Below are 18,865 nucleotides of genomic sequence, written 5' to 3' on the forward strand. Positions count from 1 at the left end.
AGCCGTGATTTAGTTTGAAAATTAGATTGAGGCGGGTTGATCCCCATCCACGGGGAAACTCTATCGGCAGACCATCTAGGCTTTCTGGGGGGCACTGAGTGTCTCAACAATTTCCTTTGCGGCTCATCGAGCAGCACATCCCATACGCGGCCAGCTTGCGCTGGAAGTCGTGGCTGGCGTATTGACTGCCTCTATCCGAATGATGCAGCGCACCGGGCGCGGGTCGGCGGCGGAACCACGCCATCGCCAGCGTATCGGTCACGAGCTCGGTCGTCATGCGCGGCTTGACAAACCAGCCCACCACCTCCCGGTTGAACAGGTCCAGCGTGACCGCCAAGTAGAGCCAGCCTTCGTCAGTCCAGATGTACGTTATGTCCGAGGTGAACAAAAATTAGCGCGATAACCTATTGTGCGCTGTTTGATTTAGCTATCCAGCAAAAATCACTAAATAGCGCGACAGAGGCGATTCGTCGGCGCGTGGTAGCTGGCGGCATCAATACTCAATTTGATTTGATCAAAACGGCTGTCATTGAGCGTGCAAAAACGGCTAGATCGCAATACGTCTCCTTGTGCATTAGTCGTCGAATGGGTATCTTGACTCAGAAAACATTTACATCGAAAGAGAATGGCGCGACGGCCGCAAGAGTCAATTCGCAATTTAAATTGCCAAATGACAAACTTAACAGGTGGGTGTGTGGTGTATAACTTTTGGGGGCTGATGTTAGGATTCTGCCTGTTCGCGTGTGAAGCGGTCGACGCGACTGAACCCATTGCGTCGGTTTGTGCGAACGGCGAATGTGTTGTTTTTGTCGACGACAAACCTCCAGCAGCGGAGGCTTTGTGTGACGGCGCAGCTGTAACGATTAGATGGACCGTTGATGAGAATGTTTTTTTGACAACATGCGAGGATGCTGGAACCGCAGAGCAAAATACTAACTTTCTTTCAGATGCCGCAGGTAACCGCGCAAGTAAGCTCGTTTACGGCCGCCCCGTCCTGAAGCAATTTGTGCGACAACACCCAGGAGGACCGGTGCCAGACAAGTTTGCGCCACGTCCGTATTGCACGCCGCCGTCGTTGCAGCAGGTTGCGATCAGTGCGTTTGTATTGCTGGATAAGTTGCCCACAAATACTGAAAATGGTTATTGTTTTGATCCAACGTATGTGCATTATGATCAAGGGAAAGTCACCATCGACACTGCGAAAGGGAAAGTAGCCGCATCGGATAAAGATTATTATGGCGCGCCACCAACTGCGCGGCAACGGTCGAATCTCGCTGCACTGATCCATCAATACGGGCTGATGGGGCGCCCGTCGGCGGATGCGGTTGAAGAAAATGGGGGTCACGGGACTGTCCGTCACGTTGCAGCGGAGCGTGCGTATTTGTACGACACACCTGACGAGATTGGGAAAAGTAAAACGTATTTGATTCGTGGTGATACGGTCGTGGTACTCAAGAAAGCTGGTGCTTGGGTGCAGATTCGCTACCGTGAGGCCAATGGCAGAGAGATTGTTCGCTGGATACGGTCTGCCGACCTGATCGAGGGACAGTGAGGGTGATGCGAACGCAACTCAGCATAGGGCAGTCCTTCGGCGATTTGGATAGTTCGAGCACCGAGAGCGGACATGAGCACGGCGACTTGCCCTTCTGTGCTGATCACCGCATTGCCGGCTTCCCGACAGGCTTGGGGACGCCGGATCGGCCGTTCGTCCGGACCGCCTCGGCTCAACCGAGTCACCCCGCATGCGCCGCCTCGAGACACGCCTGAAACAGCAACGCCGCGCGCGACGGCCGCGGTGAACGCCGTGTGAGCCCCACGTAACGGCATTCATAGTGAAAGCGCTGCGGAGCGACGGCGCGCATCAATCCCTTTTGCTGAAAGGCCTCCGCATAATGGTCCGGCAGAAAACCCAAGAACCGCCCCGACAATACCAACGTGGCGATCGCCTCCTGATCGAACGCCGTGGCTTGGCGCGTCAGCTTGGCGCGATGCGTCATTTCCATGTTCGGCGAATGAAAGCCGAGCCCCGCAAACGCGTGCTTGCGGATCGCCGCCCAAGTCAGGCGCGCGTGCGGCGCGTCGAAGAGCGGATGCGCGGTACCGCAATAAAGCAGCATCTGCTCGTCGAACAGGTGCGTATAGACGAGGCTCTTTGACGTGCGATGCGCCGGAATGATGCCAACGTGATAGCTGCCATCGATGACGCCGCGCTCGACTTCGTTGATCGAGGCAACATGGAAGTTCAGGGCGACGTCCGGCGCGTCGTCGACGAACTGCCGGATCGCGTCGCCGATCCGCGCGTGCGGATTCGTTGCGGTCTTGTCGAACATCGCGATGTGCAGTTCTCCCCCCATCCGGTCGTGGATGCCGTCGATCCGGCTGCGAAACGCTTCGATCGACGAAAGCACCACGAGCGTTTCCTCATACACCGTCTGTCCTTCCGGCGTCAGCGTGAAGCCCGCCCGGCCGCGCCGGCACAGCACGAGCCCTAAACGCGTTTCGAGATCCTTGACGTGCCGGCTGATCGTCGAAATGCCGATGTTCAAATCGAGCTCGGCAGCGGCCATGCCGCCGCATTGGACAACGGCCTTGAACACCCGCAGCAACCGCAGATCCATGTCGCTCAGTTGCCCCAGCAGCGCGCGGCTCTTTGCCTTTTTTACTTGCATGGATCGGAAAGTAAAGATTGATATTGCGATATCGACGAGACTAATCGGCGGCCCGACAATATGCAACATGCTCAATCAGGAGGGGCGCTTCAAGCCGACCAACATGACCGATATGACCGACATCGAGAACGTGCAGCAACAACGGGCGGACGGCGTTCGCACCGATCCGGCATGGCTCGACGCCCATTGGATGCCGTTTACCGCCAACCGTCAGTTCAAAGCCGATCCGCGGATCATCGTCGGCGGGCAAGGCGCCTACTACACCGACGCCGACGGCAGGCGGATTTTCGACGGCCTGTCGGGCCTCTGGTGCTGTGGCCTCGGCCACGGCCGCACGGAGATCACCGAGGCGATCAGCCGCCAGGCGGCGCAACTGGATTACGCGCCCGCCTTCCAATTCGGCCATCCGAAATCGTTCGAACTCGCCAACAAGATCAAGGCGTTGACGCCCGCGGGGCTCGACTACGTTTTCTTCACGGGCTCGGGCTCGGAATCGGCCGATACCTCGCTCAAGATGGCCCGCGCTTACTGGCGAGCCAAAGGCAAAGGCACCAAGACGCGCCTGATCGGCCGCGAGAAGGGGTACCACGGCGTCAATTTCGGCGGGATTTCAGTGGGCGGGATCGGCCCGAACCGCAAATTGTTCGGACAAGGCATCGATGCCGATTTCCTGCCGCACACGCAACTGGCTCAAAACAAGTTCTCGCGCGGCCTGCCCGAGCATGGCGCCGAATTGGCGGATCGGCTGCTCGATCTGATTGCGCTGCACGATGCCTCGAACATCGCCGCCGTCATCGTCGAACCGTTTTCAGGATCCGCGGGCATCGTCGTGCCGCCGAAGGGCTATCTACAGCGGCTGCGCGAGATCTGCACCGCGCACGACATCCTGCTGATCTTCGACGAAGTGATCACGGGCTTCGGCCGCATGGGCGCAATGACGGGTGCGGAATTCTTCGGCGTGACACCCGACATCGCGAACTTCGCGAAGCAGATCACGAACGGCGCGCAGCCGCTCGGCGCGGTCGTGGCGAAAAAGGAGATCTACGACACGTTCATGGCTGCCGGCGGGCCCGAGTACATGGTCGAATTCCCGCATGGCTACACGTACTCGGCGCATCCGGTGGCCTGCGCGGCCGGCGTGGCGGCGCTCGATCTGCTCGAAAAGGAAGCCGCGGTGCGGCGCGTTCGCGACCTAGCGCCGCATTTCGAGGCGGCCGTGCACGGGCTCAAGGGTCGACCCCACGTTGCCGACATCCGCAATTGCGGGCTTGCGGCGGGCATCACGATCGAGCACAAGCCCGGCGAACCGGCGCTGCGCCCGTTCCAGATCGCGATGCGCTGCTGGCAGAAAGGCTTTTACGTGCGCTTCGGCGGCGATACGATTCAACTGGCGCCGCCGTTCATCGCCGAACGCCACGAGATCGACAACCTCGTCAACGCGCTGTCCGATGCGCTCGGCGAAGTCGATTGACCGAGCATCGCGTGGCTTAGAGAGCACGACTGGCCTCGGGCACGCGCGCGGGGATCGCGCTTGCCCGAGCGGGCGCTTTGCGCGCCAAGCGATCCCAACCCAAGTCGGCGAAGCACGGGCCCTGCGTGGCTTCGCTGAACTTGACGTCGTTGTGCCCGCCGTTCCATTCCATCAGCTTGACGCTGCCGTCATCGGCAACCGCCACGTCCCATCCCACGCAGCGAACGTATGGCACCTTTTTGTGGTGCTCGAGAACCATGGCCAGGCAATCGGCAAACGCCGGTATCGTGACGCCGGCAAATGGCACGTCGCTGTCGGGATGGGCGCGGACTGCGCTCCAATTCGTGAGGTACCCTGCGTCGCCCAACTCGCCCGTTGCACAATCAACGGGAACCCGAACGTGCGTGCCCGACTGAACGTGCGTATCGGCCTCGCGCCCGAGTCGCAGATAGCACGCACGGAGCGAAATGGTGCCCTCGTCGTTCACGGCCGTCGTCATGCGCAACGTCGCGACCGATCGCGGCGCGAAGCGCGCAAGCGTTTCATGCTGAACGATCTTCGCTTGAAACACGCCATTGCCGAGCGCCTTGATCTTATCGATATCGAACGTGGTTCGATCGAAGAAATGGATGCCCCGGCCTTGGATGGAGTCGTCGATCTTGAAGACGAGCGAATCGCCGTTTGCGAACAAGTGTCGCGCCACTGCATCTGGCGGAATGACCGCGTTGCCGGGGGCAATGAATAGCCCGTTGGCGAAATCGGCCACGTCTGGAAATGCATCGCTCAAGAACATCGCGCGCTGCAACGACTTGAGGTTGGATGTTCTTCCATACCCGCCGTTGAGCGTCGGCACGACGACGCGTCCGTAGTAATTATCGGGAATCCATCCTTCCTTGAAGCGGCCCGCGATAGCGGTATAGACGTAGAGCCAGGGCGCGTAGCGCGCGTGGCCCAGCACCTCCCGCGCATAGGCATCGGCGCGGTCGAGATCCGCACGGTTCGTCTTGCCCAGCGTTTGTTCGAGCCTCTTGTGAATCGATGTCGCTTGCGCGCGGTGATACCAATGAAAGCGCCAATCCGCCACGCGGCGATACGTTTTTTTTGCCAGCGCCTCTGCATCGATTCTCATGATCCCCTCCCTACGTCGCGCCGCGAAGAAAACCTCGAGGAGTACGTTGTTCATATTGCATCGCAGCAAGCTCAATGGTGCGCAAGCGAGTGTGGCGACACCGACGCCGCCGATGATATGGGGTTCCGCGCTGCACGGTAGCGGCTTGGCGCAAAAGACACATTCTTTGGCCGATGATCTGGTGGTTGCGTCTGATAGGAGCATCCGAGCGTTAACCAATCCTTAAGCTTGCCGTGCCATTCTGGGATCGTGCCATGATCGGCCTGGCGCGCTGAGCCACGGCAACCTACTAGGCACCGGTCATAAAACGGAAGAAAGGTAAATTTCATGTCGCAACGGACCTTCGCGCTGCTGGCCTGCACGGCTATCTCGCTCCTTCCCTCGCTTTGCGCGATAGCGAGCGAGCCATCCAAAGTCGTCGTCGAACTCTCGGATGGCAGCAATGGGCACATGTCTTTGAAACTCAGTCCAGCGACGATCCCGCCGGGCCCCGTCGAATTCACGGTCAAGAACGAATCCGCCAGTGCCATGCACGAATTTTTGTTCGCCAAGCGGGCAAACCCCAACGGTGCCCTGCCATACGACAAGAAAACGCAGCAAGTGCAAGAAGACGACATCAAGGGACTGCAGGGCATCGAAGATCTGCGCCCGCACGAGACGGTCACCGCGCAGTTCACGCTCGACAAGGGGCAGTACGTCGTGTTTTGCAACGAACCAGGCCACTATCGAAGCGGCATGCGCACCGAGTTCGTCGTCGGCGCCCGCAAATAGGCCGGCACGGTTGCCGCCGTACATCTGGCATATCGCTCAGTCATCGATCCCGCCTTGCGAACGGGGTTCGTTGCACCTCTCTTTTGCGGCACCTCCCTTTTGCGGACCCTCTCGCGGGGACTTGATGAATGTCAACACCGCGGCTCAGCTTGGGCGTCATCCTGCACTTGCACGGTGACGGCGCGTTGCGCCGCACGATCTCCGGCGCACAACGGATCGATGCCCGGAGCGTCGGCCAACGCATTCGCCTGCCGGAGCCGGCCGCAAACGCGGCTGCCCATCCCCAAGGCAAGTCCAGGAGGCTCCCATGCTCAATACCGCCGCCCACCTACGCGCCGCGCTGCTGGTCGCGTGCGTCCTCGTGAGCGCTCGGGGCTATTCGCAGGAGGCGCCTACGCCGATCGCACGTAACGGTGTCACATACGTCACCGGCGGCATCGGCGAAGACGAGGTCCGCGCATTCCACGAGGTCGCACGGCAGTACAACATGCGCTTAACGTTCGCGTCGAAGACCGGCCACTATTTGTCCGACGTCGATGTCAGCATCACGTCGAATCAGCACGTCATTCTCTCCGCGCGTAGCGAAGGCCCTTTTCTGTTCGTCCATGTACCTCCGGGCCGCTATCGGATCGCGGCCCGAGACCGGCATTTGACCGAAACCAAAGAGGTCGTGGTGCCTTCAACCGGGGCGATCGACGTCCGCTTTTACTGGGATGACCCCGACCGCCACGGCGTCATGCAGCTTTGCCAGCGCTGTCCGAAGCCAGCCCAGCAGTGATCGTTCGAACAAGCGGCAGCGAATCGCCGCGGCAGCATCGCACGAAGCAGTCTTGAATGGCACGCCGTTTCGTTCAGCGGCGCGTGGCGCGGCCATGCTCAGGGCGCCGGGAAGACCGCATCGACCGCCGCCATGCCAGCTTCCGCTGTTCGATGAGTGTCTTCCAATCGAGTTTCATGAGCATGTATACGAGGCCGAGCAAGGCCAGCTGCATGGCGATGAAATAGGCGCTGAGGTATGCGCCCTCGAACTGCACCTCGGGATCCAGGTGTGCGGAAGCGAAACGGCCAAGGTGCGCCCAGACGGAATAGCTCGCTGCGCGGCCGATGAAGAACGCCGCCCCGATCACTCTGAGCGGCAGCCCCGAAAGCCCATATGCGATGAAGAGATAATTCGAAGGAAGTGGACTCAGTGCGTAGACGAAGAATGCGCCGACCGTCATCGTCTTGTGCTTCTGCAGCCATGCCTTGGCCGCATCGACGTTCTCCCGATCGGCTTCGCGCATCAATCGTCCCCGCACGAGGGTGCGCGCAAAGGTCGCCAACATCAAGCGGCCGACGGTGGCCGCACTGGCGGCGACCAAGGCAAACGCAAACGGGCTGCCGTCCGCGACATTGAAGCCGACCCACGACATGGCCATCCACGTGGGCGGTGCAAACGCCGGCATGAGGTTGATCAGCAGCACTACGACGAACAGAATCCCCAACGTCGTCACAACGGACCTCCGGGCGGATCGGCCTGCGCCTTGTCATTTTGCTTTTTGGCGGCCCGTCGCGCTTGACGCAGATCAATCTCGAACCTCCCTAATCGGTCGAGACTATTTGCGATCCCATTTCGATTCGATACTTGCGCCATGCAACGCCTGTTGCATTCCATCGATTTCATTCTGCTGCTCGTTGCTGCGCTGGGACTGACGACCGGCCTTACGTTCGCCGCGCTCGAACGCAGCGCGATTGCGCAGGTGCTGTGGGTCGCGGGCACCGTCCCTACCTTGTTGGCGCTGTGCGCATCCATCGTCCAAGCACTGCGGCGAGGAGAAACGGGCGTCGATGTTTTGGCCTTGCTGGCCGTCGCTTTCGCGCTGGGACTTGGCCAATACCTTACCGTCGCGGTGATCTCGCTGATGCTGGCCAGCGGCCGTGCGCTAGAACATTACGCCGAGGAACGAGCACGCCACGAAATGACGGCACTGCTCGCTCGCGCACCGCGCTATGCCAATCGCTTCCAAAACGGCCAATGGTGCCGCGTGGAGTTGGACACCGTTCGTCCGGGCGATCGCCTGCTCGTGCGCAGCGGCGAGTTCGTCCCTGCCGATGGCACGCTCGCGAGCCATGCTCAATTGGACGAATCCGCACTTTCCGGCGAGTCCCTGATCCAGCCTCGCGAGCCCGGCGAAACCGTACGAAGCGGTGCAATCAACGCAGCGGCGGCGTTCGAGATGGTAGCCGCCGCAACGGCGCGCGACAGCACGTTCGCCGGCATAGTCCGCATGGTGCAGTCCGCGCAGCGGGAACGCAGCCCTGCCGTGCGTCTCGCGGACCGGTACGCGCTGCTTTTCATACCGGTGTCGCTGGTCCTTGCGAGCGGCAGTTGGCTCGTCACGGGAGACATGGCGCGTGCGCTCGCGGTGCTGGTCGTTGCGACGCCATGCCCGCTGATCCTTGCGGTACCCGTGGCGTTCGTCTCCGGGATGTCGCGGTGCGCGAAACGGGGCATATTGGTCAAGGGCGGAGGCGCACTGGAAAGGCTCGCGCAGGCGAACATCCTCTTTTTCGACAAAACCGGCACGCTTACCGGCGGACACGCTCGCCTAGCCGCAGTTGAAAGTGGTCCCGGCACCGCGCCGGAGGACGTGCTGCGATTTGCCGCATCGCTTGCGCAAGCTTCGGCCCACGTCATTTCGGAGGCGGTGACCACCGCGGCGCGCGAAAGAAAGCTGCAACTCGCTTCGCCTTTCGACGTTCTCGAGCAGCCGGGCGCTGGACTGACTGGCAACGTGCAGGGCCGCGTCGTGACTATCGGATCGTTCGATTACGTGTCCACCGTCGCCGCGCCCGCACCATGGAGCGCGGCCTTCCTGAGCCGGGTCGCGCATGAGGGCGCCTCGGCCGTTTTCGTCGCCGTGGACGGCGCCATGATCGGCGCAATGCAGATGGCCGATCAGATCCGCCTGGAAACGCCGCGGGCGCTCCGGCTGCTGCGGCAGGAAGGTATCCGTCGGCTCGTCATGCTCACGGGCGATAGACGCGACGTCGCTGAAACGATCGGAACGATGCTCAACGTAACGGAGGTACGCCCGGAGCAAACGCCCGCGGACAAACTCGCCGCCATTCAGGCGGCCCGCCGGGAAGGCACCGTCGTCATGGTCGGCGACGGGATCAACGACGCCCCGGCGCTCGCCGCGGCGGATGTCGGCGTCGCGATGGGTGCGCGCGGCACCGCCGCCTCATCGGAGGCGGCCGACATCGTCCTGCTCGTCGATCGACTGGACCGCCTCGTAGAAGCATTGCGCGTGGCACGCAGCACACGACGCATAGCAACGCAGAGCGTGGCGGCGGGAATGGTGCTCTCCTTCACCGGCATGGCGGTAGCGGCCTTTGGCTACCTGCCTCCCTTGCTAGGCGCAATGGTTCAGGAACTCATCGACGTGGCAGTCATCGTGAATGCACTACGGACGTTGGGCGTTCGCTCCAACATGGCCTTGGGCAGTCTCGCACGCGAAGACGCGAATCGCCTGAAAGCCGGCCATGCAGAACTCGGCCCCGTGTTGGAGCAGATTCGGAAGCTGGCGGACGAGCTGCCGCGGTTGCCGCGACCGTCGATCGCGCAAAGGCTCGCCAGTGTGAATGAGTCGCTCGCACAGCAGCTCGTCCCACACGAACGACACGACGACACGGAAGTGTATCCAGGCCTCGCTCGCCTGTTGGGCGGAGAGGATCCGATGGCTGCGATGAGCGCCATGCACCACGAAATATTTCGTATCGTCCGATCGCTCGGACAAATGACGGCGAACATACCGATCGACGGGCCGAACGCGGCCAGCGTCCAGGAATTCCAACGGCTTCTTTATGGATTGGACGCAATCGTTCGCCTCCACTGCGCTCAGGAAGACGAACTGTTCCACTCGCTGGAGGAGGGATCTTAGAAAAATCGACGGTCACGCTCGTCGCGTCCTCGCGTCCTTAAGGAAGCGTTAACGTTTCCTCATTTATGCTCGCCCGACATGAAATTCGCTCACCGTCAAAGGCCCACATGTTTCGCACCATCCCCCGCTCCCGCTATCGGACGCTACTGTTCGTCTTGCTCCTTTCGATAGCACCGCTCGCGCAGGCGAGCGAAATCAAGAGACTGATGCGAGACATGAAATCCGCCATGCAGGGCGCGATGAGAAGCAGCACGATGGCGCAGTTCAGCGGATACGTCGTGCGGCTCGAAAAAGACGCGTCGGAAGCAAGCGCCCAACCGTATCGAAGCGATCCCGCTACCTATCGCGAAGGGATGCAAACGCTGCAACGCCAGTTTGCGCCCGTCGACCAAGCAATCCGCGCGAACGACCTCGCTGCCGCGAAGAACGCATTGCAAAAGATCAACGGCACTAGGAAGCACTATCACGATCTGTTGAGCTGATCGCTCAGCGGTATGTAGGCCATCTCGGCCAGGAGAACCTCCATGAAGCGAACGTCGCGCTATCCCTTCTCGATCAGCGTGCTGCATTGGCTGCTTGCGGCGGCATTGATCGGCAATTTGATATTGGGCTTGATGCTCGACGACAATTTGGACCTGCTCGCGCTGCATAAATCCATCGGCATTGCGGTCCTCGCGCTAGTGCTGTTCCGGCTGGTCAATCGGCTGCGTCTTCGACGCCAGTTGCCCGCATCGGTCAATGCGCACGGCACGCTGTCCCATCTCGCGGAACGGCTCGTTCATTTCCTGCTTTATGCGACAATGTTGGCCATCCCCATCCTGGGTTGGCTAAAAACCAACGCCGCCGGACACGCTGCAAGTTTCTTCGGCGTCTTCTCTTTGCCTACCTTGGTCGACAAAAGCCATGCGCTATCGCATTGGTTCGGTATGCTGCATGCCGCGGCCGCATACGGTCTGGCAGCGCTCGTGGGCTTGCACGTCGCCGGTGCGCTGGTCCATGCGCTCACGCGCAGGGAGAACGTCTTGACCAGAATTTCGCCGTTGAGAGCCACTTCGGCTAGCACGGATGCGCACGTTTGATTTCCGTCGATCCGCGAAGCGCACGGTTCGTCAGAAGATGGCGATTCCGCGAGCCTCCCGTCGGCGCCTTGCAGCCACGATCTCAGCGGTTTCGTGGCTAGCGTGCGCGCTCTGCGGCCCCGCCTATGCCGGCGGGCCCAGCGCCGTTGCTCCAAGCGCCTCCACCGTCGTAGCGCAGCGACAGACACTCTCGGTTCCGTTCACCGCCTACGGTGAAGTCGAACCGACATCGATCGTGACGGTGAGTTTTGTCGATTCGGGCACGGTAAGCGATCTGCATGCCCTGCCCGGCAGCCCCGTTACCGCGGGCCAAGTGCTCGCGCGCTTGAGCGGTCCGCAAATGCAAGCCTTGCTGACTCAGCGCGAGACCGCACTACAAAGCGCGCAGGCGCATTTCGATGCGGCCGCGCATGCGCTCGCAACGGCGCGCGGCCAGCTCGCCACCCACTTGTCGACTCGGCAGGCCGTCGACACTGCCGTGAGCGAGCTCGCCGCCGCGCGTGCCGGCGTGCAAACCGCTCAGGCACAGCTCGCAGAGGCTCATGCTTCCGAAGCGATCAAGGCGCCCATTGCAGGCTCCGTCGTTGCCGTGCAGGCGGCCAACGGCGAACAAGCTCACGCCGGGCAAGCGCTGCTGACGATTTCCCCTCGAGGTCCGCTCTGGGTGCGCGCGAAGTATTACGGCGACGATGCGTCGGCGCTTCGAGTGGGCATGACGGGCCGTTTCGCACCCGCCGGCGGCGGCACTCCGATTCCCGTGAGCGTCGCGACGATTGCGCCGGCCGTCGGCACGGACGGCGGCTTGCAAGTCGGCCTGGTACCCACGTCGAACCTGCAATGGATGAGCGGGCAATGGGGCACCGTCACGCTCGACGGCCCCTCGACGCAGTTCGTGATGGTGCCGACGGCCGCCCTCATTCTCGATCGCGGCGAATGGTGGGTGCTCGTTCACACGGCCAGCGGCGATCGGCCGCGGCGTGTCGTTCCGGGCCCGGCGCGCGGCTGGCAAACGGGCATCGTCTCGGGATTGCAGCCCGGCGAGCAAGTCGTCGCACAGGATGCGTTCCTCGAGTACCACCGCGGCATCGCCGAAAACTACCAACCGCCCGACTGACCCATGGCCCGCGACGTCTCCATGCCGCGCCTCTTGCGACGTCCGGTGCTTTGGATGCTGCTCCTCGGTGCCGTGCTGCTCTACGCAGTCTATGCGTTCATCCAAACCCCGGTCGAAGTGCTGCCGCAGTTCGACTTTCCGCAAATCAGCGTCACGACGCATCTGCCGGGCACTACCGCGGCCGAACTCGAGCAACTCGTCGTCAATCCGCTCGAAAGCCAAATCCTGACGCTGGCGAACATCGCCGGCGTGCGGTCCGTCATGGGCAACGGCACCGTCGAAGTCGACGTGCGTTTTCGCGAAGGCAGCAACGCGCAAATCGACCTGCAGGCGGTCAACGGAGCGATCGATCGCGCGCGTGCCGATCTGCCTGCTCAGGTAGACCCCGTGGCGCAGATCATGGGCAATGCGATCAACGAAGTCGCCGACTACAGCGCCCAGATTCCCGCCGGCATCGCGCCCGCCGAAGTCCAACGCGCGGTGCTCGGAAACATCGTGCCCGCACTGCGCGCGATTCCTGGCGTGCAATTCGTGCATGTTTACGGCGCGGGCGACGAAGCACTGTGGATCCAACCGGATCTCGACGCCATGCAGCGTCATGGCGTGGCGGTCACGGCACTCGCGCAGGCCGTCAAGGCACAGGTGCTGCTCGAGCCCGCCGGCTTCGTGACGTTGGGGCACAACGACGTGCTGATCGAAGCGCGCAGCCTGCCCGTGCATATCGCGCAGCTCGAGCAAATTCCGGTGCCCACGTCGAACGGCCCCGTGCCGCTGCGCGCACTCGCCAAGATCGTGCGCTCGGCGATGCCCACGCACAACGCCGTCGCACTCGATGGGCGCCCGAGCGTCGCGCTGACCGTCATCAAACAGCCGGGGGCTTCCACGCTGGCCGTCACGCGCGCCGTTCAAGCCACCCTCGACGGCAGCGCGGTGCAGTTGCCGCCGGGCGTGCGCTGGGTGAGGACGTACAGCCAGGGCCACGTGGTCCGCATCGTCGGTGCCGACCTCGGACGCAATCTTTTGATCGGCGCGGTGCTCGCCGTCCTCGTGCTGTTCTGGGTGCTCGGCGCGGGGCGCGGCATCGTGACGCTTGCGCTGAGCATTCCGCTGTCGCTCGCGCTCGGAATCGCCGCGCTGCACGCGCTGGGGCAAGACCTCAACTTGATGACGCTCGGCGCGCTGACGGTCGCGGTCGGCCTGCTCGCCGACGATGCGATCATCGTGCTCGAGAGCATCTATCACCGCTGGGAAAGCGGCGACGCGCACTGGGCCGGCGTATGGAACGGGCTCAAAGCGATTGCCATCCCCGACGTCACCGGCACGCTCACGAACGTCGCGATCTACGTGCCGCTGCTGTTCGTCGGCGGCTTGGTCGGATTGTTCTTCATACCGTTTTCGCTCGCGATGATCCTCGCGCTGCTCGCGTCGCTGATCGTTTCGCTGACGCTGACGCCGCTGGGCCTCGGCTTTCTGAATGCCAAGCCGGCTTCGGGCACGAGCAGCGGGCATCGCGCGCTGCAACACCTGCAACGATGGAACGAAAAGCTTTTCGATTGGGTGTCGCACGCGCCGCGCACGAGCCTAGCCGTCACATTTGCCGTCTTGGCGCTGAGCCTCGCCGGTCTGATCCTCGTCCCCATCGACTTTCTGCCGCTCCCCAACGAGGGCGTGCTGCTCGAATCGTTCACGCTGCCGCCCGGCAGCGCGCTGCTCGATGCGCGGCAAGCGGTGGGATCGATCACGCAACGTTTGCTGCGCGACGATGCGGTGGCCCACGTCTACGCGCGCATCGGATCGTCGGAATCCACGTCGTACACGGAGCCGGCCTACGCGGGCGAAATCGAGGTCGTGCTCAAAGCCGGCGTGAGCGTCAACGCGCTCGACGCAATCGGCGAGCGCATTCAGCAGGAATCGAAGCTGCCCGGCGTGCAGCTCGCAGTCGATACGCCCACGATCGAACGCGTCGGCGAAAGTTTGTCGGGCCTCCCACAACCGTTCGTGATCCACGTATTCGGCAAAAGCGTCGCCGAACTTCGCACGTTGTCGGAGCAAATTGCCACCCGCCTGCGCCGCATTTCCGCACTGAGCGACGTATTCGACAACGACGGCTATCCCGTGACGCAGTTGCGGATCGAGCCCGATCCGCACGCGCTCGGCATCCACGGCATGACACCGGCGACGCTGTACGCGCAGCTCAATGCGCTCGTCAACGGAGAAATCGTCACGCGCGTGCCCGAAGGCAACGTGCCGCTCGATCTGTATCTGCGCCTAGCTGACGCATCGGATCAAAGCCTGTCTTCATTGCGCGCGCTCCCGATACGCACGCCGGCCGGATGGACGCCCCTATCTCAGCTCGCACACCTCGAGCTGGTCAGCACTCCGAACCAAATGCAACATATCGCCGGCGCCCGTGCACTGGACATCCTCGCGACGCCGAACGGGCCGCTCGGCAGCACCGATGCGGCCGCGCGAGCCGCATTGTCCGACCTGCATTTACCGGCCGGCTATCGAATCGAATTCGGCGGGCTGGCCTCGGAAATCGAGCGCGCGGCGCTCGGCCTCGTCATCGCGACGCTCGCCGCGTTCGCCATCATGATCGGCATTTTGCTGCTGCAGTTCGACGGATGGCTGATTCCGGCCATTTTGCTGCTGGAGATTCCGCTCGCGCTAACGGGCGGCACGGTTGCACTCGTCGTCAGCGGCGTGGGCCTGAACGCAACGGGGATGATCGGATTCCTGACACTGATCGGCATCGGCCTGCGTCATAGCATCGTGCTGCTCGACCGCGTGCGGCACAACGAGGCGACGGGCATGCCGGTGGAAGAGGCCGTGCGCGAGGCGATCGACGTGCGCTTTCGGCCCATCGTACTGACCGCCGTGACCGCGATGCTCGGCATGCTGCCGACGGCGCTCGGGCTCGGAGAAGGCGCGGCGCCGGAGCAAGGGCTCGCGGTCGTCATCCTCGGCGGTTTGCTCTGGAGCGCCGTTCGCAGTACGAACTTGATCCCCGCGCTGTATCTGCACTGGCGCCGCGGACAGCTTGCCCGTCTCGCCCGGCAAGACGGGCCGCGCTGAGGCGCCGCCCTACGGCCCGTCGACTCGGCCCTGACCCGGCCCCTCGTTCGTCAAAAACGCACCGGGGGGGCCGTGGAAGCTCCGCTACCGAGCGCGCTCAGCGCGATGCTCCCGGCGCCGAAGAGCGTATGCGGAATCATGTATGGGTCGGAGACGTCCAGCGCGTCCTGGCTATCGTCCATCGGCGCGCGAGCGGCCCTGCGAAGATGCATCCGTTCCTCGCGATCGCGACGCGTCGCGGCCATCACACCGCGCGCCGCCTGTCCCGAGCGGCGCTCCGATTTCAGGGCAATGACTGCGTCGGAAGGGTTCAACTGAACGGTTTCGTCCAAGACGCGGTCTGGAGCCGTGGCGTTCGCGCTGCCGCACAAAGCGGTGGCGATGACGAGGGTGGCGCGTGTCAGTCTGGCGAGAAGTAGCCGCATGTTTGCCTTTGTGTTCGCAACGGTAATCGCCGTGGATCGCTACCGACAAAATATCGCGCTCGAGCCGCTAACTACCGTTCAACACGGCAATTGAACGTATCGATGGTAATGCGCGCAAGCTCGCGCCCGTATCCCCATTTGTACGTATTTGCACGTACCACACGTGCCGGACTACGCTCGTTCCGAATTCGAAAGCATTCCGTCGGCCTCGGCGGCACGAGACGACGATGGCCGCGCGGATTCGACGCGCGGGCGCGTATTGCGCTCGATCGCCATCACGGTCAACAACAACGTAAGCGTCGCGGCAACCCCAATCAGGGTGCCCATTGCAGCGCGATAGCCAGCAAGCTTGCCGGCCGCCTGCTTTTGCGCATCGGCAAGTTCGGCAAAGCGATCGATGTCGATCCGCGCATACTCGCTCATGGCGGCCGCGACATAGCGTTGCCGATCGTCCCACTCCCACGATGCCGAGTGCTGATTCGCTGCCGCGATCACCTGGGTGAGCCCGGCAATGAATGCGCGGCGGTCGCGCGCCGGGATGTCGCCGAGCCAGGCGTTCAGGATCGATTGGCTTGCCGTATCGCTGTTCAAGACCGCTTCGAGCGGCTTTGGGATCGGGATGCTCGCCGCGTTCGGAACATCGACGCCGGAGCCCGTGGCGCTGGACGATCCGTCGTTTTCCGACTCGGTGCCGGGTAGGTTCGCCAGCACCGTCGCGGCCGAGACGGGCTCCGACTGCTCCGCGCGGCCCGATACGGCACCGCTCGTGACGATGCCGGCCCCGACGAACAGCATCGAAACGATCGAACCGAGGAGCAACACCTGGCACACGATGGATGCAATGCTGAAAAACACGCGCCTCTCGGCTTTCGCAGTCATTTTGGTGGTCCCCGCCTAATCGTTCGCCCCGTTCGACAAATGCTTCAGCGCCGCCCGCTCGTCTTTCATGACGATTACACCCGATCTCGCGGACAACACTGCCCCGACGCTCTGAGTCGGGTAGCTACGAACAGTTCCCAACCACGGCACGGCGACAGGTAAGGGCAAACCCGCGCCGGACATGACACGTGAACGTCATGGGACGCACGGCGATGGAGGCCGGTATACTTGCCCTTTCGCGCGAAATCTCCCGCCATGCAAATGCGACTTCCGACCGACAAATGGTCCCTTCAACACGCCTACAAACTTTGGCTTCACTACGGCGTGTTTTGGATCGGCGCCATTGTCGCGGGGTTGATCGCGGTGCTCTACGCCCGCTTGATCGATTTCGGCTATGACCTGTTCCTGAGGCACGTTGCGCACAACCTGTGGTTGCCGCTGCTCGTCACGCCGGCCGTCAGCGCCGCATGTGTTTGGATCACGAGGCGCTTCTTCGAAGGAGCGGAAGGCAGCGGGATTCCGCAGGTGATCGCGTCGCTGCATGGCCCGCGGGAGCTTGGCGAGCGCCTGCTGACGATCCCCATCTTGATCGGGAAGATCCTCGTTTCTTTCCTGGCAATCCTCGGCGGTCTCACGATCGGGCGGGAAGGCCCCACGATTCACGTCGGCGCGTCGCTGATGTTCAGCTTGCGGCGGTTCTATCCGACGCGGTTCAGCGCGATCCATGGCGCCGCACTCGATCGCAGGCTAGCGTTGGCTGGTGCGGCAGCCGGCCTCTCCGCCGCGTTCAACGCGCCGCTCGCGGGCGTCGTGTTCGCCATCGAGGAACTCACGCGCAGTTTCGAAGCCCGCACGAGCGGGGTGCTCATCACCGCCATCATCTTCGCCGGCGTCGTATCGCTCGGGCTTCAAGGCAATTACGTATATTTCGGCACGATCGACATCGGCCCTCGCCTGCCCGACTTGCTCGTTGCCGCGGTCCCGCTGATGGGGGTGCTCACGGGGATTGCCGGGGGCATCTTCTGCTGGTTGCTGCTCAATACGAAACGCTGGATGCCCCCGGCCGTTTCGAGCATGCGTGCGAACCGCCCCGTCGTATTCGGTGCCGCCTGCGGATTGGTGATCGCGGTCATCGGAATCGCCAGTTCGGGCCATACGTTCGGCAGCGGCTATGCGGAAGCGCGCTCGATGTTGGAGGGGCATGGGCAGGTCTCCGCCCTCTACCCGGCCATCAAGATGATCACGATGGTGGGCTCGTATTTGCCGGGCTCGCCCGGCGGGTTGTTCGCACCGTCGCTGGCCATCGGCGCAGGCATCGGCAACGCATTGCACATGGTGTTCTCGCAGATGCAACTGCCGATGCTCATTGCGCTCGGGATGGTGGGGTACCTCGCAGCGGTGACGCAAAGCCCGATCACCGCCTTCGTCATCGTCATCGAGATGATCAACGGGCACGCGCTCGTGATTTCGCTGATGGGAACGGCACTGATCGCGAGCCGCGTCTCGCGGTTCTTCGCGCCGCCGTTGTATGAAGCGCTGTCCGAGCGCTATCTGCCTCGGCATCACGGGAGTGCCTGATCACCGGCGAGCGGCGAGGGAACCGTCAAAGCGCCGCTCGCTATTCGGCGGCAACCGCGCATCTATCAGTGCTTGCCCGCAAAGACCTTGATGCTGCGGGCGACGGAGTCGGCGACGTGCTCTTTTGCGATCACGCCCAGCACACGCACGGGTGCGTCCCCCTTGTCTTGCTCGACGACCACGGCCATCGTGGCATGCTGCTTCCACAGCCGCGAGATGACCCTGAAGGCGATTTCATGCTGGGTCACGACGATGAAGCTGCGTTGCGCGAGGTCAGCGACGGTAACATCCGATTCGGCCAAGTTCACCGCGCGCCGCAGCCCGACGTTGATGCGCAGCACGCCCAAGATTCTGTCATCTCTCGTCACGACGACGTGACGAAACACGAATCCCTCGGAACGTTGGACGATTTCCCGAAACGGCGTCGTATGATCGAGCACCAGCATGTCGGTTTCCATCACCTGGCCCGCCTCCTGCACGAGAAACATGTTCGCGTGCAGCGCGTTCGGTATCGCGTGGCCCCGGCGGCGCAGCTTCAGCGTGTAGATGCTTTCGGCCGATAGCAGGCGCCGCACGCCCAGGCTGACGGCAACGGCGATGATCATCGGCAGCACGATGTCGTAGTCTCGAGTCATTTCGAAGATCATCGCGACGGCCGTCATCGCGGCGCCCGTTCCGCCACCCACCATGGCGCCCATGCCGACCATCGCAAACGCGGGCGCGCTGACGGGAGCGCCCGGCACGGCAGCAGA

At 62.7% G+C, this 18,865-nt stretch carries 16 protein-coding genes and 1 pseudogene; 10 read left to right on the plus strand and 7 right to left on the minus strand.

Annotated features, from left to right (window positions below; translation table 11 throughout):
* Positions 1–106 precede the first annotated feature (106 nt).
* Positions 107–388 (minus strand): annotated as a pseudogene (locus tag ACTHNZ_RS22100) (DDE-type integrase/transposase/recombinase); the annotation flags it as partial.
* A gap of 282 nt (positions 389–670) precedes the next feature.
* Here ACTHNZ_RS22100 and ACTHNZ_RS22105 point away from each other — a divergent pair.
* Complete coding sequence (locus ACTHNZ_RS22105; RefSeq protein WP_440544724.1) at positions 671–1,552, plus strand: hypothetical protein; 882 nt, start codon at positions 671–673, stop codon at positions 1,550–1,552.
* Between the two features lie 181 nt (positions 1,553–1,733).
* Here ACTHNZ_RS22105 and ACTHNZ_RS22110 read toward each other — a convergent pair whose 3' ends face one another.
* Positions 1,734–2,669 (minus strand): LysR family transcriptional regulator, encoded by a 936-nt coding sequence (locus tag ACTHNZ_RS22110; RefSeq protein ID WP_440544725.1) that lies wholly within the window; start codon positions 2,667–2,669, stop codon positions 1,734–1,736.
* Positions 2,670–2,781: 112 nt separating this feature from the next.
* Between ACTHNZ_RS22110 and ACTHNZ_RS22115 the strand changes: the two genes are divergently transcribed.
* Positions 2,782–4,140, plus strand: a complete 1,359-nt coding sequence (locus tag ACTHNZ_RS22115; RefSeq protein ID WP_440544738.1) for an aspartate aminotransferase family protein — start codon at positions 2,782–2,784, stop codon at positions 4,138–4,140.
* A 16-nt stretch (positions 4,141–4,156) separates the two neighbouring features.
* Here the strand turns inward: ACTHNZ_RS22115 and ACTHNZ_RS22120 are convergent, their stop codons facing one another.
* A complete protein-coding gene (locus ACTHNZ_RS22120; protein ID WP_440544726.1) occupies positions 4,157–5,269 on the minus strand; it encodes a sugar-transfer associated ATP-grasp domain-containing protein in 1,113 nt (370 codons plus the stop codon).
* A 327-nt stretch (positions 5,270–5,596) separates the two neighbouring features.
* Between ACTHNZ_RS22120 and ACTHNZ_RS22125 the strand changes: the two genes are divergently transcribed.
* Positions 5,597–6,040 carry a hypothetical protein gene (locus ACTHNZ_RS22125; protein ID WP_440544727.1) on the plus strand — a complete coding sequence of 148 codons (444 nt, stop codon included), beginning with the start codon at positions 5,597–5,599 and terminating at the stop codon, positions 6,038–6,040.
* A gap of 307 nt (positions 6,041–6,347) precedes the next feature.
* Positions 6,348–6,818, plus strand: coding sequence for a carboxypeptidase regulatory-like domain-containing protein (locus ACTHNZ_RS22130; protein WP_440544728.1), 471 nt, complete (start codon positions 6,348–6,350; stop codon positions 6,816–6,818).
* 73 nt (positions 6,819–6,891) lie between these two features.
* Here ACTHNZ_RS22130 and ACTHNZ_RS22135 read toward each other — a convergent pair whose 3' ends face one another.
* Positions 6,892–7,533: a hypothetical protein gene (locus ACTHNZ_RS22135; protein ID WP_440544729.1), complete on the minus strand. Its 642-nt coding sequence runs from the start codon at positions 7,531–7,533 to the stop codon at positions 6,892–6,894.
* 138 nt (positions 7,534–7,671) lie between these two features.
* On the opposite strand from ACTHNZ_RS22135, the gene ACTHNZ_RS22140 reads away from it, so the two are divergent.
* The 5 genes from ACTHNZ_RS22140 to ACTHNZ_RS22160 all read left to right on the plus strand — a co-directional run bounded on the left by ACTHNZ_RS22140 (position 7,672) and on the right by ACTHNZ_RS22160 (position 15,231).
* A complete protein-coding gene (locus ACTHNZ_RS22140; protein WP_440544730.1) occupies positions 7,672–9,963 on the plus strand; it encodes a heavy metal translocating P-type ATPase in 2,292 nt (763 codons plus the stop codon).
* 206 nt (positions 9,964–10,169) lie between these two features.
* The gene (locus ACTHNZ_RS22145) at positions 10,170–10,445 is read left to right on the plus strand and encodes a cytochrome b562 (protein WP_440544739.1); all 276 of its coding nucleotides are present in this window, start codon (positions 10,170–10,172) and stop codon (positions 10,443–10,445) included.
* 42 nt (positions 10,446–10,487) lie between these two features.
* On the plus strand, positions 10,488–11,042 hold the full coding sequence (locus ACTHNZ_RS22150; protein WP_440544731.1) for a cytochrome b: 555 nt from the start codon (positions 10,488–10,490) through the stop codon (positions 11,040–11,042).
* A gap of 37 nt (positions 11,043–11,079) precedes the next feature.
* Entirely contained in the window at positions 11,080–12,156 is a 1,077-nt protein-coding gene (locus tag ACTHNZ_RS22155; protein WP_440544732.1) for an efflux RND transporter periplasmic adaptor subunit, read from the plus strand.
* 3 nt (positions 12,157–12,159) lie between these two features.
* Complete coding sequence (locus ACTHNZ_RS22160) at positions 12,160–15,231, plus strand: efflux RND transporter permease subunit (protein ID WP_440544733.1); 3,072 nt, start codon at positions 12,160–12,162, stop codon at positions 15,229–15,231.
* Between the two features lie 50 nt (positions 15,232–15,281).
* On the opposite strand, the gene ACTHNZ_RS22165 is transcribed toward ACTHNZ_RS22160, so the two are convergent.
* The gene (locus tag ACTHNZ_RS22165; RefSeq protein ID WP_440544734.1) at positions 15,282–15,656 is read right to left on the minus strand and encodes a hypothetical protein; all 375 of its coding nucleotides are present in this window, start codon (positions 15,654–15,656) and stop codon (positions 15,282–15,284) included.
* A gap of 171 nt (positions 15,657–15,827) precedes the next feature.
* Complete coding sequence (locus ACTHNZ_RS22170; protein ID WP_440544735.1) at positions 15,828–16,535, minus strand: hypothetical protein; 708 nt, start codon at positions 16,533–16,535, stop codon at positions 15,828–15,830.
* Positions 16,536–16,790: 255 nt separating this feature from the next.
* On the opposite strand from ACTHNZ_RS22170, the gene ACTHNZ_RS22175 reads away from it, so the two are divergent.
* A complete protein-coding gene (locus tag ACTHNZ_RS22175) occupies positions 16,791–18,113 on the plus strand; it encodes a chloride channel protein (RefSeq protein ID WP_440544736.1) in 1,323 nt (440 codons plus the stop codon).
* Between the two features lie 65 nt (positions 18,114–18,178).
* On the opposite strand, the gene ACTHNZ_RS22180 is transcribed toward ACTHNZ_RS22175, so the two are convergent.
* Positions 18,179–18,865 (minus strand): chloride channel protein (locus ACTHNZ_RS22180; RefSeq protein WP_440544737.1); only part of this gene is annotated, 687 nt, incomplete at its 5' end.

Origin of the sequence: Trinickia sp. (assembly GCF_051953955.1) — a bacterium.
In the GTDB taxonomy this organism is placed as follows: domain Bacteria; phylum Pseudomonadota; class Gammaproteobacteria; order Burkholderiales; family Burkholderiaceae; genus Trinickia.

Coding starts and splice junctions, on each gene's coding strand:
- ACTHNZ_RS22105 (WP_440544724.1), top strand. CDS start 671: ATGACAAACTTAACAGGTGGGTGTGTGGTGTATAACTTTTGGGGGCTG.
- ACTHNZ_RS22110 (WP_440544725.1), bottom strand. CDS start 2,669: ATGCAAGTAAAAAAGGCAAAGAGCCGCGCGCTGCTGGGGCAACTGAGC.
- ACTHNZ_RS22115 (WP_440544738.1), top strand. CDS start 2,782: ATGACCGACATCGAGAACGTGCAGCAACAACGGGCGGACGGCGTTCGC.
- ACTHNZ_RS22120 (WP_440544726.1), bottom strand. CDS start 5,269: ATGAGAATCGATGCAGAGGCGCTGGCAAAAAAAACGTATCGCCGCGTG.
- ACTHNZ_RS22125 (WP_440544727.1), top strand. CDS start 5,597: ATGTCGCAACGGACCTTCGCGCTGCTGGCCTGCACGGCTATCTCGCTC.
- ACTHNZ_RS22130 (WP_440544728.1), top strand. CDS start 6,348: ATGCTCAATACCGCCGCCCACCTACGCGCCGCGCTGCTGGTCGCGTGC.
- ACTHNZ_RS22140 (WP_440544730.1), top strand. CDS start 7,672: ATGCAACGCCTGTTGCATTCCATCGATTTCATTCTGCTGCTCGTTGCT.
- ACTHNZ_RS22145 (WP_440544739.1), top strand. CDS start 10,170: ATGCGAGACATGAAATCCGCCATGCAGGGCGCGATGAGAAGCAGCACG.
- ACTHNZ_RS22150 (WP_440544731.1), top strand. CDS start 10,488: ATGAAGCGAACGTCGCGCTATCCCTTCTCGATCAGCGTGCTGCATTGG.
- ACTHNZ_RS22155 (WP_440544732.1), top strand. CDS start 11,080: ATGGCGATTCCGCGAGCCTCCCGTCGGCGCCTTGCAGCCACGATCTCA.
- ACTHNZ_RS22160 (WP_440544733.1), top strand. CDS start 12,160: ATGGCCCGCGACGTCTCCATGCCGCGCCTCTTGCGACGTCCGGTGCTT.
- ACTHNZ_RS22165 (WP_440544734.1), bottom strand. CDS start 15,656: ATGCGGCTACTTCTCGCCAGACTGACACGCGCCACCCTCGTCATCGCC.
- ACTHNZ_RS22170 (WP_440544735.1), bottom strand. CDS start 16,535: ATGACTGCGAAAGCCGAGAGGCGCGTGTTTTTCAGCATTGCATCCATC.
- ACTHNZ_RS22175 (WP_440544736.1), top strand. CDS start 16,791: ATGCAAATGCGACTTCCGACCGACAAATGGTCCCTTCAACACGCCTAC.